This window comes from Streptomyces sp. NBC_00878 (assembly GCF_026341515.1).
Lineage (GTDB): Bacteria > Actinomycetota > Actinomycetes > Streptomycetales > Streptomycetaceae > Streptomyces.
In genome coordinates this window covers 6,222,351-6,238,253 of the sequence record NZ_JAPEOK010000001.1, presented here as the reverse complement: position 1 = coordinate 6,238,253, position 15,903 = coordinate 6,222,351, and the positions used below count along the sequence as shown (strand labels likewise).

The 15,903-nt window shown below is 71.0% G+C and carries 12 protein-coding genes; 4 read left to right on the top strand and 8 right to left on the bottom strand.

The window, feature by feature from the left end; translation table 11 throughout:
- Positions 1-49 precede the first annotated feature (49 nt).
- On the bottom strand, positions 50-1,132 hold the full coding sequence (locus OHA11_RS26910; RefSeq protein ID WP_266500625.1) for an SIS domain-containing protein: 1,083 nt from the start codon (positions 1,130-1,132) through the stop codon (positions 50-52).
- Positions 1,133-2,082: 950 nt separating this feature from the next.
- Between OHA11_RS26910 and OHA11_RS26905 the strand changes: the two genes are divergently transcribed.
- A complete protein-coding gene (locus OHA11_RS26905; RefSeq protein ID WP_266500622.1) occupies positions 2,083-4,074 on the top strand; it encodes a glycoside hydrolase family 9 protein in 1,992 nt (663 codons plus the stop codon).
- 133 nt (positions 4,075-4,207) lie between these two features.
- Here OHA11_RS26905 and OHA11_RS26900 read toward each other — a convergent pair whose 3' ends face one another.
- Positions 4,208-5,530: an ABC transporter permease gene (locus tag OHA11_RS26900; protein ID WP_266500620.1), complete on the bottom strand. Its 1,323-nt coding sequence runs from the start codon at positions 5,528-5,530 to the stop codon at positions 4,208-4,210.
- 5 nt (positions 5,531-5,535) lie between these two features.
- A complete protein-coding gene (locus OHA11_RS26895; RefSeq protein ID WP_266500618.1) occupies positions 5,536-6,327 on the bottom strand; it encodes an ABC transporter ATP-binding protein in 792 nt (263 codons plus the stop codon).
- Between the two features lie 408 nt (positions 6,328-6,735).
- Between OHA11_RS26895 and ppk2 the strand changes: the two genes are divergently transcribed.
- On the top strand, positions 6,736-7,629 hold the full coding sequence (ppk2, locus tag OHA11_RS26890) for a polyphosphate kinase 2 (protein ID WP_266500615.1): 894 nt from the start codon (positions 6,736-6,738) through the stop codon (positions 7,627-7,629).
- Between the two features lie 134 nt (positions 7,630-7,763).
- On the opposite strand, the gene OHA11_RS26885 is transcribed toward ppk2, so the two are convergent.
- Positions 7,764-9,314, bottom strand: a complete 1,551-nt coding sequence (locus tag OHA11_RS26885) for a HAMP domain-containing sensor histidine kinase (RefSeq protein WP_266500614.1) — start codon at positions 9,312-9,314, stop codon at positions 7,764-7,766.
- Between the two features lie 63 nt (positions 9,315-9,377).
- Positions 9,378-10,166, bottom strand: coding sequence for a response regulator transcription factor (locus OHA11_RS26880; protein WP_266500611.1), 789 nt, complete (start codon positions 10,164-10,166; stop codon positions 9,378-9,380).
- A gap of 201 nt (positions 10,167-10,367) precedes the next feature.
- Between OHA11_RS26880 and OHA11_RS26875 the strand changes: the two genes are divergently transcribed.
- Positions 10,368-11,636 (top strand): glycosyltransferase family 4 protein, encoded by a 1,269-nt coding sequence (locus OHA11_RS26875; protein ID WP_266500609.1) that lies wholly within the window; start codon positions 10,368-10,370, stop codon positions 11,634-11,636.
- A gap of 295 nt (positions 11,637-11,931) precedes the next feature.
- On the opposite strand, the gene OHA11_RS26870 is transcribed toward OHA11_RS26875, so the two are convergent.
- Together OHA11_RS26870 and OHA11_RS26865 are read right to left on the bottom strand one after the other, a co-directional pair.
- Positions 11,932-12,615 (bottom strand): FMN reductase, encoded by a 684-nt coding sequence (locus OHA11_RS26870; RefSeq protein WP_266500606.1) that lies wholly within the window; start codon positions 12,613-12,615, stop codon positions 11,932-11,934.
- The gene (locus OHA11_RS26865; protein WP_266500605.1) at positions 12,612-13,766 is read right to left on the bottom strand and encodes an LLM class flavin-dependent oxidoreductase; all 1,155 of its coding nucleotides are present in this window, start codon (positions 13,764-13,766) and stop codon (positions 12,612-12,614) included. The genes OHA11_RS26870 and OHA11_RS26865 overlap by 4 nt, the downstream gene beginning before the upstream one ends.
- A gap of 207 nt (positions 13,767-13,973) precedes the next feature.
- On the opposite strand from OHA11_RS26865, the gene OHA11_RS26860 reads away from it, so the two are divergent.
- A complete protein-coding gene (locus OHA11_RS26860) occupies positions 13,974-14,783 on the top strand; it encodes a helix-turn-helix domain-containing protein (RefSeq protein ID WP_266500602.1) in 810 nt (269 codons plus the stop codon).
- 141 nt (positions 14,784-14,924) lie between these two features.
- Here the strand turns inward: OHA11_RS26860 and OHA11_RS26855 are convergent, their stop codons facing one another.
- On the bottom strand, positions 14,925-15,815 hold the full coding sequence (locus OHA11_RS26855; RefSeq protein WP_266500600.1) for an NADP-dependent oxidoreductase: 891 nt from the start codon (positions 15,813-15,815) through the stop codon (positions 14,925-14,927).
- Between the last annotated feature and the right edge of the window lie 88 nt (positions 15,816-15,903).

Sequence of the window (15,903 nt, the reverse complement as noted above, 5' to 3'; positions counted from 1 at the left end):
CGGCAGTTGGCCAGTCCGTCGCCGGCAACGGGTCGCGGCAGCGAAGAGGTCAGTGCGTTTCCGTCACCTTCGCGAGCGCCCGCGGCGCATCCGGGTCCTGTCCCCGGGCCATGGTGACCTCGTAAGCCAGCTGCTGCAGCGGCAGGATCTCCACAACGGGCTGGACTTCCTCGGCCACCCCGGCCGGCAGTACGAACCCCGCACTGGCCGCCTCGACCTGGTTCCGCTGCCCGACCACCACGAGATCAGCGCCCCGCCCCCGAAGCCGGTCAAGGACGGGCTGCAGCGCCCTGCCGCCCTTCCCGTCCGGCACGATGGCGATGACGGGCGAGACGTTGTCCACCATCGCCAGCGGTCCGTGCAGCAGGTCGGCACCCGAGAACGGGCTTGCCGGAATGTAGGTGGTCTCCATCAGTTTCAGGGCGGCCTCGCGCGCCGTCGGATACCCATAGCCACGCGACGTGATCACGAGACGTTGGGCGAAGCGGTAGCGCTCGGCCAGTACTCGGACCTCGTCGCTGCGCCCCAAGACCGACTGTGCGAGCTCGGGCAGCGCCTTGGCTGCCCCGCCGGCACCACCCCGCAGCCCGTCCACGAACAGGTAGAGGGTCAGCAGCTCCGCCGTGTACGTCTTCGTCGCGGGCAGTGCCTTCTCCGGCCCCGCCAGCACGTCGAGGTGGTACTCGGACACCGCTGCGAGCGGTGACCTCGGGTTGTTCGTGACGGCCAGCGTGATAGCCCCCGCCTTGCGGGCGGCCTCGGTGGACTCGACGAGATCGGGTGATCCGCCGGACTGGCTGACCGTGACCACCAGGCAGTCCGTGAGGTCCGGCCTGGCCCCGTACGCCGTCGTCGTGGACATCGACGTCAGCCCGGCGGGCATGCCGAGCAGCACCTCGATCAGGTACTTCGCGTACAGCGCGGCATTGTCCGAGGTGCCCCGTGCGGTGAGCAGGACGAAACGGGGGCGCCGGGCCGCGATGGCGGTTGCGACCTCTCGGATCGCCGGAGCGCCATGGTCAAGGATCCGCTGCAGCACAGCGGGCTGCTCGGCCATCTCCGCGGCCATGATCCGGCCGGGTGCCGGGGCACCGTTTCCAGCGGCTGGGCGGGGCGGACTGTCGGTGGTCATGCTGTCAATCTCCAAGCGTTGGGTTCCGGTTTCGCGGCCGTCAACGCCCGGCGCCCTTGCCGGCGATGCTCTCCGCGGCTGTCTGCCCGCAGATGCGGACGACGCCGTGCGTCGCGGTGCGCAGCACGTCGGCCGGGCGGGGCTACGAACACCGCCAGAGACTGTTAGGAAAGTTTCCTATTACTAATCGGCGAAGGTACGGCCGAGGAAGGCGGCGTGTCAATGGGGCGAGGTTCCGCCTGCCGAAGCAGACCACGGACCGCAGACCGCAGACCGCAGACCGCAGACCACGGACCGCATATTGCAGATTGCGCCGGCCGGCGTTCTCCGACGCCGATCGCCGCCCGAAGAGCCGGCCTGCCGAGGTGAACCCTGCTCGCGCTCCCGGCCGGATCGTTCCCGTCCCCGAACTCTTGACCTTCGCGCCGATCGCCCTCTACGGTCCCTCCACAGTTTGGAAAGTTTCCTTCCTATTCCTCTTGCGGCAGTGAATTGCAGCCAGGCGCTGCAGCTCATCCTGGTCGGTGTCGCACCACCCCCGCGTCCCCAGCGGCCGTCTGCCACGCGGCCGCCGGAGTCCAGGCTGCAGCAAGAGCCGTCGAGTCGTCCCAGGGAGCAGAACTGCCCGACGGCGGTGCACCGGCCGCCCTGCCGGGGTGGTGGAGACCCCTGTCATAGCCCCTGCCGCGATGGCGGCCGAAGCTCGCTCAACCTCACCTCACCCCTCGTCGACGCGGGGCAGGGAACCCAGTAACCCGCTCCAAGCGGGGCGCTCCGCCACTCCATTGGGCCCAGTCGCCCACAACCCCCGTCCCGGTCGGCCGTCCGAGACGGACGCCGCATGCGCTTTTGGCACTGCGGTGTCTGCCGACCCGGCACCGGGGCCTGGCCCGGCACTGCCCGGCGGGGTCGTCCCGCTCTCCATCTTCGATCAAGGAGCTTTTGCCCACATGAACATCAGCCTCGACTCCGGCCTGCGCCGAACACCACCGGCCCCCAGCACCCGGCGGACCTCACGCCGCCTGCGATCAGCCGCCCTGCTGGCCACCGCTGCTGCCATGGCCAGCACGGTCGTGGCCCTCGCGCCGCCCGTGAGTGCGGCCCCCGGCGACGCGGAGGTCCGCGTCAACCAGGTCGGCTACATCGTCGGCGAGACCAAACAGGCCTTCGCCATGGGTACGAGCAGCAACCTGTCGGACGCCGGCTTCAAGGTCGTCGACGAGAACGGGACGACCGTGGCAACCGGCGGCCTCGGCACCTCCACCGGAGGCTGGAACACCGCGTACGACTCGGTCCACACGATCGACCTGACCTCGGTCAACACCCCCGGTACCTACCATGTGGAACTGACCGGAACGGCCGGCGGCACGTCGCCCACGTTCAAGATCGCCACAGCCCATGACCTGATGGACCCGCTGATCAGCGACAACATCAAGTTCTTCCAGGCACAGCGGGACGGCCGGGACGTCATCTCCTCGGTGATGAACCGCCAGCCGTCCCACCTGGCCGACGAGAACGCGACGGTCTACAACAACCCGGACTACCAGAAGGCGACCGACGAGACGACCGGGGAACAGTACGACATTCTCGCCGCGCCCCTGACCACCGCCGCCGGCGGCCCCAGGAACGTCTCCGGCGGCTGGTTCGACGCCGGGGACTTCCTCAAGTTCACCCACACCACGGCCTACGCGACGGCGGAACTGCTGCTCGCCAAGCGGGACATCGGCACCACTGGCGGCATGTCCGCCGAGGCCCAGCACGGTGTGGACTGGTTGGACAAGATGTGGGACGGCAACAGCAAGACCCTCTACGCCCAGGTCGGTATCGGCATCGGCAACTTCGACACCATCAAGGCTGACCACGACCACTGGCGGCTGCCCGAGGCGGACGACCAGCTCAACGTGCAGCCCGGTGACCCGGACTACCTGGTCAAGCACCGGCCACTGCTCCGCGCGGCGGCGCCGGGCGGAAAGATCAGCCCCAACCTGGCGGGCAAGGTGGCCGCGGCGTTCGCTCTGGCCGCGCAGAGCGCCTTCGCCGACAACAACACCACGCTGGCCCAGAACTATCTGGACAAGGCAGCGGACGTCTACGACCACACCGACTTCGACCACACGGGCGAGTTGTTCACCGTCTACCCGAAGACCTACTACCCCGAGAACAGCTGGCTCGACGACGTGGAATTCGCCGCGAGCGAGATGGCGCTGGCGGCCCAGCAGATCGGCGACAGCCGGGCCGGCACGTGGAAGGAGAATGCGGCGACTTGGGCGCGGGCCTACCTGGACTCGACGACCAAGAAGACCCTCGGCATCGGCGATGTCAGCGCCCTGGCGCACTACGACCTGCTCACCCTGCTGAACGGCTCAACCCTCAACGACGTCAGCCCGGCGAACCTCACGGCCGACCTGAGCCGCCAGCTCGACGACGGCGTCACCCGCGCCAACGGTGACCCCTTCCGGGCGGGCTCGGTCTACACCGACTTCGACGCCGTGCCGAACACGTTCGGACTGATCGCCACCGCCAGGCTCTACTCCAAGGCGACGGGTGACCACGGCTACGACGCCTTCGCCACGCAGCAGCGCAGCTGGGTGCTCGGCGCCAACTCCTGGGGCACCTCATTCGTGATCGGTGCGGGCCAGGTCTTCCCCCACTGCCCGGTGCACGCGGTCGCCAACCTGGCGGGGAGCCTCAACGGCACGGGCACCATCCTGCGCGGTGCAGTCGTCAACGGCCCCAACTCAGAGGAGAAACTGGCCCAGTCCCTCGCCCTGTTCCCCGAAACGAAGCCGTGCGAGTCGACCTCGCCGGGCAATGTTGCCTGGAGCAGTTTCGATGGCCACAACGCCCGGTACTTCGACAAGGCGGGCGCCTGGCAGACCGTGGAGTCGGCCATCGACTTCAACTCGATGGCCCTGCTGGCCTTCTCCCTGACCGCCGGCTGATCACCTTCCCGCCCCGGCCACCAGCGCCGGGGCGGGAAGCGGACGACAGGCGCGGGGCCGACCGGCCCCGCGCCCGTGCCATGCCTGACCGTCAGGTCGTGATCAAAGGCGGTTGGCCACGCCCTCGTCACGATCACGCGGCCAGTGACACCACCTCCACCGCCGGAGTCCGCAGGGCCCGGCGGGCCGTGACCAGGCAGGTCACCAGTACCGCCGCCCCCGCGACCGCCACGATGCCGAGCCAGATGCCCAGGCCGTGGTCCGGCAGGACCGAGTCCGAGTCCGTGCGGACCATCGTGAAGGGGATGATCCCGGCGAGGCCGGCCGCCGTGCCGAAGAAGACGCCCGTCGCCGTGAGGACGAGGGACTCGATGCCGACCATGCCGAGGACCTGGCCCGGCGTCGCGCCCGCCAGACGCTGCTGGCCGAACTCCCGGCGGCGGTAGGTCGTCGCCGCGTAGAGGGAGTTGACCAGCATGATGCAGGCGAAGACCACGATGATGCCGACGACCGTGAGGTTGAGGGTTTCGAGGTTCTTCGCGTCGATGCTCTTCGGGACTCCGGACGCGTCGATGGCGTCGTTCTCGACGGCCTGCATGTAGAGGGTCGCCGTCGCCATGGTGGTGAAGAGGATCAGCGGCATCAGGACACCGGACAGCTGGGCCGCGCGCTCCCGCATGGTGCGTACGGCGAGGTAGCCGCTCGGGCCCGTCGCCGGGAGCCGGCCGAGCAGGGCCCTCAGCACCTTCGGCGCGAGAAGCGCGAAGCCGACCGCGAGCAGGACCGCGCCGTACACCGCCGGTGCCATCAGCACGGCGTCGGTCGAGGAGAAGGCGAAGGTGGAGCAGAGCGTCAGGCCGCCGAGGACCATGGACGCGCGGATGCAGAGCGTCCGGCCCCGGGTCCGGAGCTTGTGCGTGCGGGTCCGGGTGGCCCTGCGTACCGCGAGGAACGCCGCGCCCGCCGCCGCGAGGAGGGTGATGGCGAGGCCCGAGTACAGGGCGACGGTCCCGAAGGCGTGGTCGACGGACTCGGCGACCTGCCCGCTGTCCTGGAAGAGGCCGAGCAGCACCCGCCCGCCGAGCATCGCGGGACCGATCGCGAGCAGCGCGCCCGCCAGGGCGACGGCCACCGACTCCCCCACGACCATCCGCCTGATCTGTGCGGGGGTCGCGCCGGAGCAGCGCAACAGGTCGATCTCGGAGGAGCGTTGGCGGACGTTCACCGTCAAGGTGGAGGCGACGGCGAAGAAGACCAGGAGGCTGCCGTAGCCGCCGACCACGCCCGCCGCGGTGGAGAGGGTCTCCGCGCTGGTCGGGTCGACGCCCTGCGCGCCCGCCGTGTCGTGCATCGAGTTGAACGTCATGATGATCGCCGCGCCCAGGAAGGCGGACAGCAGCGTCGCGGCGAAGCGCCCGGGGCGCTGCCTGATGGATCGCATGGCCAGAGCGAACATGACGGTCACACCCCCGCCATCACGTCGTCGCCGAGGTGCGCGAGCCGCTCGGCCACCGCGTCCACGGTCGGCCGGCGCATCTCACCGGCGAGACGGCCGTCCGCGAGGAACAGCACCGAGTCGGCGTACGAGGCCGCCACCGGGTCGTGGGTCACCATGACGACCGTACGGCCGTGGACCCGTACCGCCTCCTGGAGCAGGAGCAGGACGTCCCGCGCGCTGCGGGTGTCGAGGGCGCCGGTCGGCTCGTCGGCGAAGATCACGCTCGGCTCGGTGACCAGGGCGCGGGCGATGGCGACGCGCTGGCGCTGGCCGCCGGAGAGCTGGTCGGGCCGGTGGCCGAGGCGGTCGCCGAGGCCGACGGAGGTGAGGATCTCCTCCACCCGGGCGCGGTTCACGCGGCGGCGGGCGAGCTTGAGCGGCAGGATCGTGTTCTGGGCGACGGTGAGGGTGTCCAGCAGGTTGTACTGCTGGAAGACGAAGCCGATCCGGCCCCGCCGGAACTTCGTCAGCTCGGCCTCGGTGCCGCCGGTCATCTCGGCGCCGTCGACCATGACGATGCCGCTGTCGGGCCGGTCGAGTCCGGCGGCGCACTGCAGCAGCGTGGACTTGCCGGAGCCCGAGGGGCCCATCACCGCGGTGAACGTGCCGCGGGGCAGTGTGAGCGTCACCCCGTCGAGGGCGGTCACGGCGTTCTCCGCCTCCCCGTAGGTCCTGCTGACCTTGACCAGCCGCAGCGCGTCGGCGGTGGGGACCGTGCCGTAGCTCTTGTTACGTCGATCCGTTCCTCGAAACATCGTGATCAGCCTCCGTCGGGCACGGTCCGTGCCCCGCAGTCGGGCACTTCCTGTGCCTCGTGAAAGACGCTACGGAGAAGGCGGGGCGGGCACATTGGGCGCAGGACCCGTATCGGGGGGTGTACTCAGCAACACCCCCGGACGGGAAACCCCGGCTCCACCCGCCGGAACTGCGGAGTTGCAGGTGACATGACCACACGCACCCCTACCCTTTGCCTCCGCTTCGCCGCCCGTACGCCTCCGATTGCTTCCATCGACGGCATGGACCACATCACGTTCCTGGTGGCCGTCGGCATCGTCACGGCCCTCGCCTTCGACTTCACCAACGGCTTCCACGACACGGCGAACGCGATGGCGAACGCGATCGCCTGACACTCCTTGGTTCCACGACACTCCTTGGGGAGAGACATGACCGAGCTGCTGAGTGGCATGCGCGTCGACTACACCGACCACGACGACCCCATACTGATCCGTCCCGACGGCAGCACGGTGGACACCTGGCGGGAGAACTACCCCTACCCGCAGCGCATGGAGCGCAAGGAGTACGACTGGCACAAGCGGCTCCAGCAGATCGAGCTGCTGAAGCTGCAGAGCTGGATCAAGGAGACCGGGCGCCGTCTCGTCGTCGTCTTCGAGGGCCGTGACGCGGCCGGCAAGGGCGGCACGATCAAGCGCTTCACCGAGCATCTCAATCCGCGTGGTGCCCGGGTGGTGGCCCTGGAGAAGCCGACGGAGCGCGAGCGCGGACAGTGGTACTTCCAGCGGTACGTCGAGCATCTGCCGACGGCCGGGGAGATCGTGCTGTTCGACCGGTCCTGGTACAACCGCGCCGGTGTGGAGCGGGTGATGGGGTTCTGCACGGGCGACGAGTACCGGCGCTTCATGCGGCAGACGCCCGCGTTCGAGCGGATGCTCGTCGACGACGGCGTGGACCTGGTGAAGTTCTGGTTCTCGGTGTCGCAGGGCGAGCAGCGCACCCGGTTCACCATCCGACAGGTCGACCCCGTACGGCAGTGGAAGCTCAGCCCCATGGACGTCGCGTCCCTCGACCTCTGGGACGACTACACCGCCGCGAAGGTCGCCATGTTCCGCGAGACGGACACCGAGCAGGCCCCGTGGACGGTCGTGAAGAGCAACGACAAGAAGCGGGCCCGCGTGGAGGCCATGCGCAGTGTGCTGGCCCGCTTCGACTACACGGGCAAGGACCACGAGGTGGTCGGGGACCCGGACCCGAGGGTCGTGGGCGCGGCGGCGACCCTGCTGGAGGCGGGCGAGGACGACGAGTTGCAGGAGGGTTGGTAGCCCCCCTCCTGGAGGGTCCGCAGGGCGACCTCCGGGAGAGTCCGCGAGGGGGTTCGCACGGTGATCTCCGGGAGGGGCCGCGACGGGGCGCAGCGCGACCTCCGGGAGCGGTGGCCGAGGAGCCCGCGGCCGGCTCAGCCCCGACCCACCGTGAACCCGATCGCGGAACCCCCGCCCTCCCGGCGCCGGGCGAACGGCCATCCGCCGTGGGCAGCCGCCACCTCGCGCACGATCGACAGCCCGAGCCCGGAACCGGGCAGGCTCCGGGCGTCCGGCGCGCGGTAGAAGCGGTCGAAGACCCGCTCAAGGTCCTCCTCGGCGATACCGGGCCCACGGTCGAGGACCTCGACCCGGACACCGGCACCAGCGCTGGTGCCGGCACCGACACCGGTGGCAGCGTCGGCACGGGCACGGGTGGCAGCGTCGGCACCGGCGCCCGCTCCCACCGCCACCCCAGCCGCTCCCACTCCCACTCCCGTACGCACCACTGCCCCCTCTCCCTCTCCTGCTGCCGCCGCCGCTCCCGCTCCCGTCAGCACGATGTCGATCGGCGCGCTCCCGCCCCGGTCGAACTTCGCCGCGTTGTCCACGAGGTTCGACAGGGCCCGCTGTAGCGCGCCGGGCCGGCCGTCCACCACCGTGTCGCCGGACACCCGCACCGTGACGGCCCGGCCCGTCCGCCGCCTGGCCGCCACCGCCACCTCCTCGGCGATGTCGGCGAGGGCCACCCGCTGGGGCGGCTCCCGGTCCGACTGGCCGGCCGCGAGGTCGACCAACTCGTTGACCAGGTCGGTGAGTTCGCGGGACTCCTGGGCGAGGTCGGCGACGAGTTCCGCACGGACGGCGGGCGGGAGCTCGTCGATGCGGCGCAGCATCGAGATGTTGGTGCGCAGCGAGGTCAGGGGCGTACGGAGTTCATGGCCCGCGTCCTGGACGAGGCGCCGCTGGTCCTCCTCGGACTGGGCGAGGCGGCCCAGCATGCGGTCGAAGGAGCGGCCGAGCCGCGCCACCTCGTCGTATCCGGCGACCGGCACCTGGATGCCGAGCCGTCCGGTGCGCGCCACGTCCTCCGCGGCCCCGGCGAGCCGGACGAGCCGCGAGGTGATGCGCCGGGCCAGCCACCAGCCGAAGAGACCGGCGGCGATCACGACGGCTCCCTCCAGCAGCACGGTCCGCTGCTGGAGTTCGCGCAGCAGGTCCTCGGTGTCGCTGAACTCCTGCGCGATCTGCACCGCGCCCCGCCCGTCGCCGAGCGAGACGGTGGCCACCCGGTACACGTCGTCGCCGACGTCGACGTCACGGTGTTCCACCAGCCGGCCGGCCGTCCGCGCGGCCGCGATCCGCTTGTCGTCGGCGTCGACGGGCAGCGGCGGGTGCCCCCGGTCGACGACCGACCTGTCCGGCCCCAGCACCTGTACGACCGTGCCGCTGGGCCTGATCAGTTCGTCGCGCGGGCCGCCGTCGGTGTCGGCCGTGGCGAAGTCGGCGGGGCTCAGCGCACTGTGGCGCACCTCGGAGAGCAGGTCCTGCACGACCCCCTCGAACACGGTCTGCTGGTCGACGCGTACGAGCCGGGCGGCGGCGTCGTACGACAGGAACCCGACGAGGACGGTGACCGCGGCGGCCACGGCCGCGAACGACACCGTGAAGGTGGTGCGCAGCGAGGACAGCCGGGCCCGGGCCACCCACCGCCTCAGGCGCGCGCCGCCGGGCCCCGGTCTCGACCGGGCCGTGCCGCCGGACCGCACTCAGTCCTCCCTCAGCACGTACCCCACACCCCGCACCGTGTGGATCAGCGAGGGCACGCCCGGCTCGTCGAGCTTGCGCCGCAGGTAGCCGACGTACACGGCGAGGTTCTTGGAGCCGGGCCCGAAGTCGTAGCCCCAGATGCGGTCGTAGATGGTGGTGTGGTCGAGGACGATGCCGGCGTTGCGGACGAGGAGTTCCAGCAGGTCGAACTCGGTGCGGGTGAGCTCGACCTCGCGCGAGCCCTGCCACACCCGGCGGGCCTGCGGATCGATGCGCAGACCGGCGGCGGCGACCTGGCCGTCGGGCATGCGCGGCGGTTCGCTGGGTACGTCGACGGGACTGCCAGAACTCCCCGAACTACCGGAACCACCGGAGGCACCGGAGGCACCGGAACCACCAGGCGCGCCGGAATTGCCGGAATCGCTCGTCCGCCGGAGCAGGGCCCGGAGCCGGGCGAAGACCTCCTCGACGTCGAACGGCTTTACCACGTAGTCGTCGGCGCCGGCGTCCAGACCGGCAATGCGGTCCGCGGTCTCGACGAGCGCGGTGAGCATGAGGATGGGGATGCGGTTGCCCTCGGCACGCAGGACGCGACAGACCTGGAGGCCGTCGATGCCCGGCATCATCACATCGAGAACGAGCACGTCGGGCGGGGTGCGGTGGGCCTGCGCGAGCGCCTCGACGCCGTCGGCGACCGCCGTGACCTCGTACCCCTCCAGCGTCAGGGCCCGCTCCAGGGCGTGGCGGATCGCGCGGTCGTCCTCGGCGAGCAGCAGATTCTGGGGCACGGGCCCAGTCTGCCAAGCCCTCCTGTCCTTACGACCTGCCGAAGAGGGGTACGGCCGGGCCTCTTACCGGGCTCTCACCCTGCCGGGACCGGTGGCTTACCTCGCCCGGCCACTGTGTTCCCCATGCCGGGGGGCGAGCGCCGCGACGGGGAGGCAGCGCACCGCGTGAAACGCATGAAACGTAGGGAGACCACCGAACACATGAGGATCGTGTTCCTGCTGCACAACGCGTACGCCATCGGGGGGACCGTCCGCACCACGCTCAACCTCGCGACGGCGCTCGCCGAGCGGCACGACGTGGAGATCGTGTCGATGAGGCGGCACCGGGACGAGCCGCGGTTCACCGTCGACCCACGGATCGCGGTCGTCCCGCTGGTGGACGAACGGGACGGCAGCCGGGACCTCACGGACCCGTCGTACGCCGCGCCGGCCGTCGACTTCCCGTCCTCCGACAAGCGGTACGCGCAGTACACACGGCTCACCGACGAGCGCGCCCGCGACTACCTCGCGCACTGCGACGCGGACGTGGTGATAGGCACGCGCCCCGGCATCAATGTCTACGTCTCCCGCTTCGCCCCGCGCCGGGCGCTGCGCATCGCCCAGGAGCATCTGCGGCACGACGCGCACAGCAAGCGGCTGCGGGTTGTGCTGGGCCGCCACTACCGCGCGCTCGACGCGGTGGTGACGACGACGGAGGCGGACGCGGAGGTGTACCGGCGGCGGATGCCACTGCCGGGGGTACGGGTCGCCGCGGTGCCGAACATGGTGCCCGCGCCGGTCGGCGTCACCCGCGACCCGACCACGAAGGTGATCGCCGCGGCCGGCCGACTGGTCCGCGGCAAACGCTTCGACCTGCTGATCGAGGCCTTCTCCGCGGTCGCCTCCAAAGAACCCGACTGGCAGCTGCGGATCTACGGCGGCGGGCCCGAACGGGAACACCTCCAGCACCTCGTCGACGGCCTGGGCCTGTCCGGGCACGCCCGCCTGATGGGACCGCGTACGCCGATCGAGGCGGAGTTCGCCAGGTCGGCGATGCTGGTCTCGGCCTCGGACGCGGAGTCGTTCGGGATGACGCTGGTCGAGGCGATGCGCTGCGGGGTGCCCGTGATCAGCACGGACTGCCCGCTGGGCCCCGCCGAAATCATCACGGACGGCGTCGACGGCCGCCTCGTCCCCGTGGGCGACGCCCGCTCCCTGGCCGAGGCGATGCTCGACCTGATCACGGACGAACGGCTCCGGCAGGCGATGGGCGAGGCGGCCCTGCGAAGCTCCCACCGCTTCGACGCCGAGCCGGTCGTCGAACGCTACGAGGCCTTGTTCGCGGACCTCACGGCGACCAGGGGCCGCCGCGCGTGGGCGAAGGCACGGGCCCGCGCGGCGAACTGGGCCCACCGCCAGACCCACCGATTCCGACGAACGACAACCACCCGCCCCACCTCCATCAACAGCACGAGACCCGCGGGGCCGTGATGTCCCCCTCCAACACCGGAGGAGGGCGTCACATCCAGTACGCCGGGCGGCCCGCACGGGTTCCCAGTCCACCCGGACCGCCCGGTCCCGCACCGACCCGCTCGGCTTCCCGGGCCGGTGCAACCACGGGCCGCCCGCCTACGCACAGCGGGCGGCCCGTGCGGGACGGCCCTAGGGGGCGCTCCCACGGGGGCGCCCCTTTAGGGGCGCGGGGAACTGCGCGCCCAGCCCCCACAGCCCGCGGACAAAACACGACGGGCCTCCGAGGAAATCGGGGCCGGCAACGCCACGCCCCCTACTCGCTCCTCAACGCGGCCAGCTGCTGCTCAAAGGGAACAACCTCAAAGCCACCCCCACGCACCAGCTCCACCGCCCCCTGCGCCGGCAACGACACAGGCGCAGGCACAGGCACAGGCACAGACTCCGGTGCCGGCGTCGCCGACACCGTCACCGCACCCCGCCCGGCCGCCAGGCCACTCATCAACCCCGCCAACTCCCCCGCGGCCCGAGAAATCCGCTCCACGAGCCCCTCCGCACCCCAGTCCTCCGAGGCCGCGTACACCCCGGTAGGCACAACCACCGCCCGCAGATACGCGAACAGCGGCCGCAACGCATGCTCCAGGACCAGCGAGTGACGCGCGGACCCCCCGGTCGCACCGATCAGCACGGGCTTCCCGGCCAGCGCCTCGGGATCCAGCACATCGAAGAAGGACTTGAACAGCCCGCTGTACGAGGCGGAGAAGACCGGCGTGACGACGATCAGCCCGTCCGCCGACGCCACGGCCTCCAGGGCGGCACCCAACGCGGGCCCCGGAAAACCGGTGGTGAAGTTGTGCGCGATCTCGACCGCGAGGTCACGCAGCTCCACCACCTGGACGTCCGCCGAGGTGCGCTCGGCGGTCGCATTGGCCAGCCGGTCACCCAGCAACCGCGTGGACGACGGAACACTCAGCCCCGCCGAAACGACGACGAGCTTCATGACGAGGCCACCTCCTTGCCGGCACCGGCACCGGCACCGGCACCGGCACGGGCACCGGCACCCGCACCGGCGTCGGCCGCAGCCGCCGCGGCGACCCGCGCCGCATGCGTCGGAGCCTCCGGCACCCCGGCCGCCCGCCTCTTCGCGAACTCCTCGCGCAACACGGGCACGACCTCCTCGCCCAGCAGGTCGATCTGCTCCAGCACGGACTTCAGCGGCAGCCCGGCATGGTCGACGAGGAACAACTGCCGCTGGTAGTCGCCCGCGTAGTCCCGGAACGACAGCGTCTTCTCGATCACCTGCTCCGGCGAACCGACCGTCAGCGGGGTCTGCTCGGTGAAGTCCTCAAGCGACGGCCCGTGCCCGTACACGGGCGCGTTGTCGAAGTACGGCCGGAACTCCCGTACCGCGTCCTGCGAGTTCCTGCGCATGAACACCTGGCCGCCGAGCCCGACGATCGCCTGCTCCGCCGTGCCGTGCCCGTAGTGCGCGTACCGCGACCGGTACAGCTCGACCATCCGCTTGGTGTGGTCGGCCGGCCAGAAGATGTTGTTGTGGAAGAACCCGTCGCCGTAGTACGCGGCCTGCTCGGCGATCTCGGGCGAGCGGATCGAGCCGTGCCAGACGAACGGCGGCACGCCGTCCAGCGGCCGGGGCGTCGACGTGAACGACTGCAGCGGCGTACGGAACTTGCCCTCCCAGTCGACGACGTCCTCGCGCCACAGCCGGTACAGCAGCGCGTAGTTCTCGACGGCGAGGTTGATGCCCTGCCGGATGTCCTGCCCGAACCAGGGGTAGACCGGTCCGGTGTTGCCGCGCCCCATCATCAGGTCCACGCGGCCGTCCGCCAGATGCTGGAGCATCGCGAAGTCCTCGGCGATCTTCACCGGGTCGTTGGTGGTGATGAGGGTGGTGGAGGTGGAGAGGATGAGGTTCTCGGTGCGCGCGGCGATCCAGCCGAGCATGGTGGTCGGCGACGACGGCACGAACGGCGGGTTGTGGTGCTCACCGGTCGCGAAGACGTCGAGCCCGACCTCCTCGGCCTTCCGCGCGATGGCGACCATGGCCTTGATCCGCTCGTGCTCGGACGGCGCACGGCCCGTGGTCGGGTCCGGCGTGACGTCGCCGACGCTGAAGATCCCGAACTGCATGGCTGCCTCATCCTCCGCAGGTTTGTTTACGATTCAACTATACCCGCAGAACGACGGCCCCCGCCAAGCTATTCCCACGGCGCCGGCGCCAGAGGCGGAGGCGGAGGCGGAGGCAGCGACGAAGGCGACGCCGGAGACCCTTGGGCGCACCCGCCCCGCGCCCGTCTCTCCCGCGCCATTGTCAGTGCCCCGTCCTACTATCCCGACATGGCCGCCCCACGCCGTGACACCAGAGGCATCGTCGACCCCGCGGAGCTCTTCGCACACGTGGAGTTCCGCCGCCCCGAGCCCGCCGAGGCGCTGCGCCACCACGTGGAGTACTACTGGCTGATCGACTGGGACCTTCCCGAGCCGTACGTCTCCCATGTCGTCCCGCACCCCGCGGTGCACATCGTCTTCCAGCAGTTCGAGGGCCAGGACCCCTTCGTCGAGGCCACGGGCATCCAGCTCGGGCTCTTCACACAGAAGCTGGAGGGGCGGGGACGCGTGTGCGGCATCAAGTTCCGGCCCGGCGCCTTCCACCCCTTCGCCCCGTGGCACCCGGTGTCCGACTGGACGGGCAAGCGGCTCCCCCTGGCCGACGTCCTCCCCGCCGCACGGGGCGACCTCGAAGCCGTACTCACCCCGCCCGACGAGAACGCCCGGGTGGCCGCGCTCGACGCGTTCCTGCTCGGCCTCGACCCGGCCCCCGACCCCCGCGCCGACCAGGCGATGGCCCTGGTCGAGCGCATCCGCACCGACCGTACGATCCGCCGCGTCACGGACTTCGCCCGCACGGAGGGCATGACGGTACGAGCGCTGCAGCGCCTCTTCTCCACGTACGTCGGCGTGGGCCCCAAGTGGATCATCCTCCGCTACCGCATCCACGAGGCCCTGGAGCACGCCGAGTCCACCCCGTCCGTCGACTGGGCCACCCTGGCCGCAGACCTCGGCTACGCGGACCAGGCCCACCTGATCCGCGACTTCACGACAACGGTGGGCGTACCCCCGACGGCGTACGCACAGGGCACACACTGAGGGCACCCTTTTAGAGAGGGCGCACTCTTCAAGGGGCGCGGGGCTGTATCGATATGCGGCTCCGCCGCGTGGGCGCGACAAGCCCCCACCGGCCCGCAGACGCAACTCAAGCCGAAGCTGTCCGAGTCCGCTGGTGACGGCTCACGGAACCAGCACCACCCGCCCCCGCACCCCACCCTCCCCCAGCCGCGCATGCGCCTTCGCCGCCTCGGCGAGCGGCAGGGTCTCGGCGACCCGAGCCGTCAGCACCCCCGCATCGACCAGCCCCACCAACTCCGTGAGGCGCGCCCCGTCCGCGGCCACCTCGACCGCCCCGACCCGCACCCCACGCACCGAGGCAGGCTCAGCCCCGGGAATGACCCCGGCGTACGCGCCCCCGTCCCGCACCCACTCCAGCGCGCCCGCGCCGAGAACCGCAGCGTCGAGAACCGCGTCCACGCTGCCCGGCGCGACGGCGCCCGCCGTGAAGTGGGCCGCCCCCAGCGACCGTACGAGCTCCTCGTCGGCCTCCCGGGCGAGCCCTGTCACTGATATCCCGCGATGGGCGGCGAGCTGGATCGCGTAACCGCCCACGGCACCGGCCGCACCCGTCACCAGGAGGCTCTGGCCGGGCCGGACGTCCAGCAGGTCCAGCGCCTGGGCAGCGGTGAGGGCGTTCAACGGCAGGGTGGCCGCGTGCACGCTGTCGACCGAGGCGGGCGCCTTGGCCACCGCGTCGGCGTCCACGACCACGTAATCGGCGTGCGTACCAAGGGATTTGGCCGTGCCGTGCTGGAGCGCGACCACCTCGTCGCCCACCGCCCAGTCCGTCGCCGCCCCGGTCGCGTCCACCGTCCCGGCCACGTCCCAGCCGAGCCCGATCCGCTTGCCCGCGCCCCCGAACACACCCGCGCGGACCCCCGCGTCGACCGGGTTCAGCGCCGCCGCCGCGACCTTGATCCGCACCTGCCGGTCGCCCGGCTCCGGCACGTCCGTCTCGACCACCTCCACGACCTCCGGACCACCGAACGCCGTCACCACTACTGCACGCATGTCAACGCTCCCTCAAGGAGATATGCACCTGCCGGCCGGGTTTCCGACCTGTTGCAACAACCTTAGGAAGAGTTACTATCTCTGAGTA

Coding starts and splice junctions, on each gene's coding strand:
- OHA11_RS26875 (WP_266500609.1), top strand. CDS start 10,368: ATGAGGATCGTGTTCCTGCTGCACAACGCGTACGCCATCGGGGGGACC.
- ppk2 (WP_266500615.1), top strand. CDS start 6,736: ATGACCGAGCTGCTGAGTGGCATGCGCGTCGACTACACCGACCACGAC.
- OHA11_RS26905 (WP_266500622.1), top strand. CDS start 2,083: ATGAACATCAGCCTCGACTCCGGCCTGCGCCGAACACCACCGGCCCCC.
- OHA11_RS26860 (WP_266500602.1), top strand. CDS start 13,974: ATGGCCGCCCCACGCCGTGACACCAGAGGCATCGTCGACCCCGCGGAG.
- OHA11_RS26870 (WP_266500606.1), bottom strand. CDS start 12,615: ATGAAGCTCGTCGTCGTTTCGGCGGGGCTGAGTGTTCCGTCGTCCACG.
- OHA11_RS26910 (WP_266500625.1), bottom strand. CDS start 1,132: ATGACCACCGACAGTCCGCCCCGCCCAGCCGCTGGAAACGGTGCCCCG.
- OHA11_RS26895 (WP_266500618.1), bottom strand. CDS start 6,327: ATGTTTCGAGGAACGGATCGACGTAACAAGAGCTACGGCACGGTCCCC.
- OHA11_RS26900 (WP_266500620.1), bottom strand. CDS start 5,530: ATGTTCGCTCTGGCCATGCGATCCATCAGGCAGCGCCCCGGGCGCTTC.
- OHA11_RS26865 (WP_266500605.1), bottom strand. CDS start 13,766: ATGCAGTTCGGGATCTTCAGCGTCGGCGACGTCACGCCGGACCCGACC.
- OHA11_RS26855 (WP_266500600.1), bottom strand. CDS start 15,815: ATGCGTGCAGTAGTGGTGACGGCGTTCGGTGGTCCGGAGGTCGTGGAG.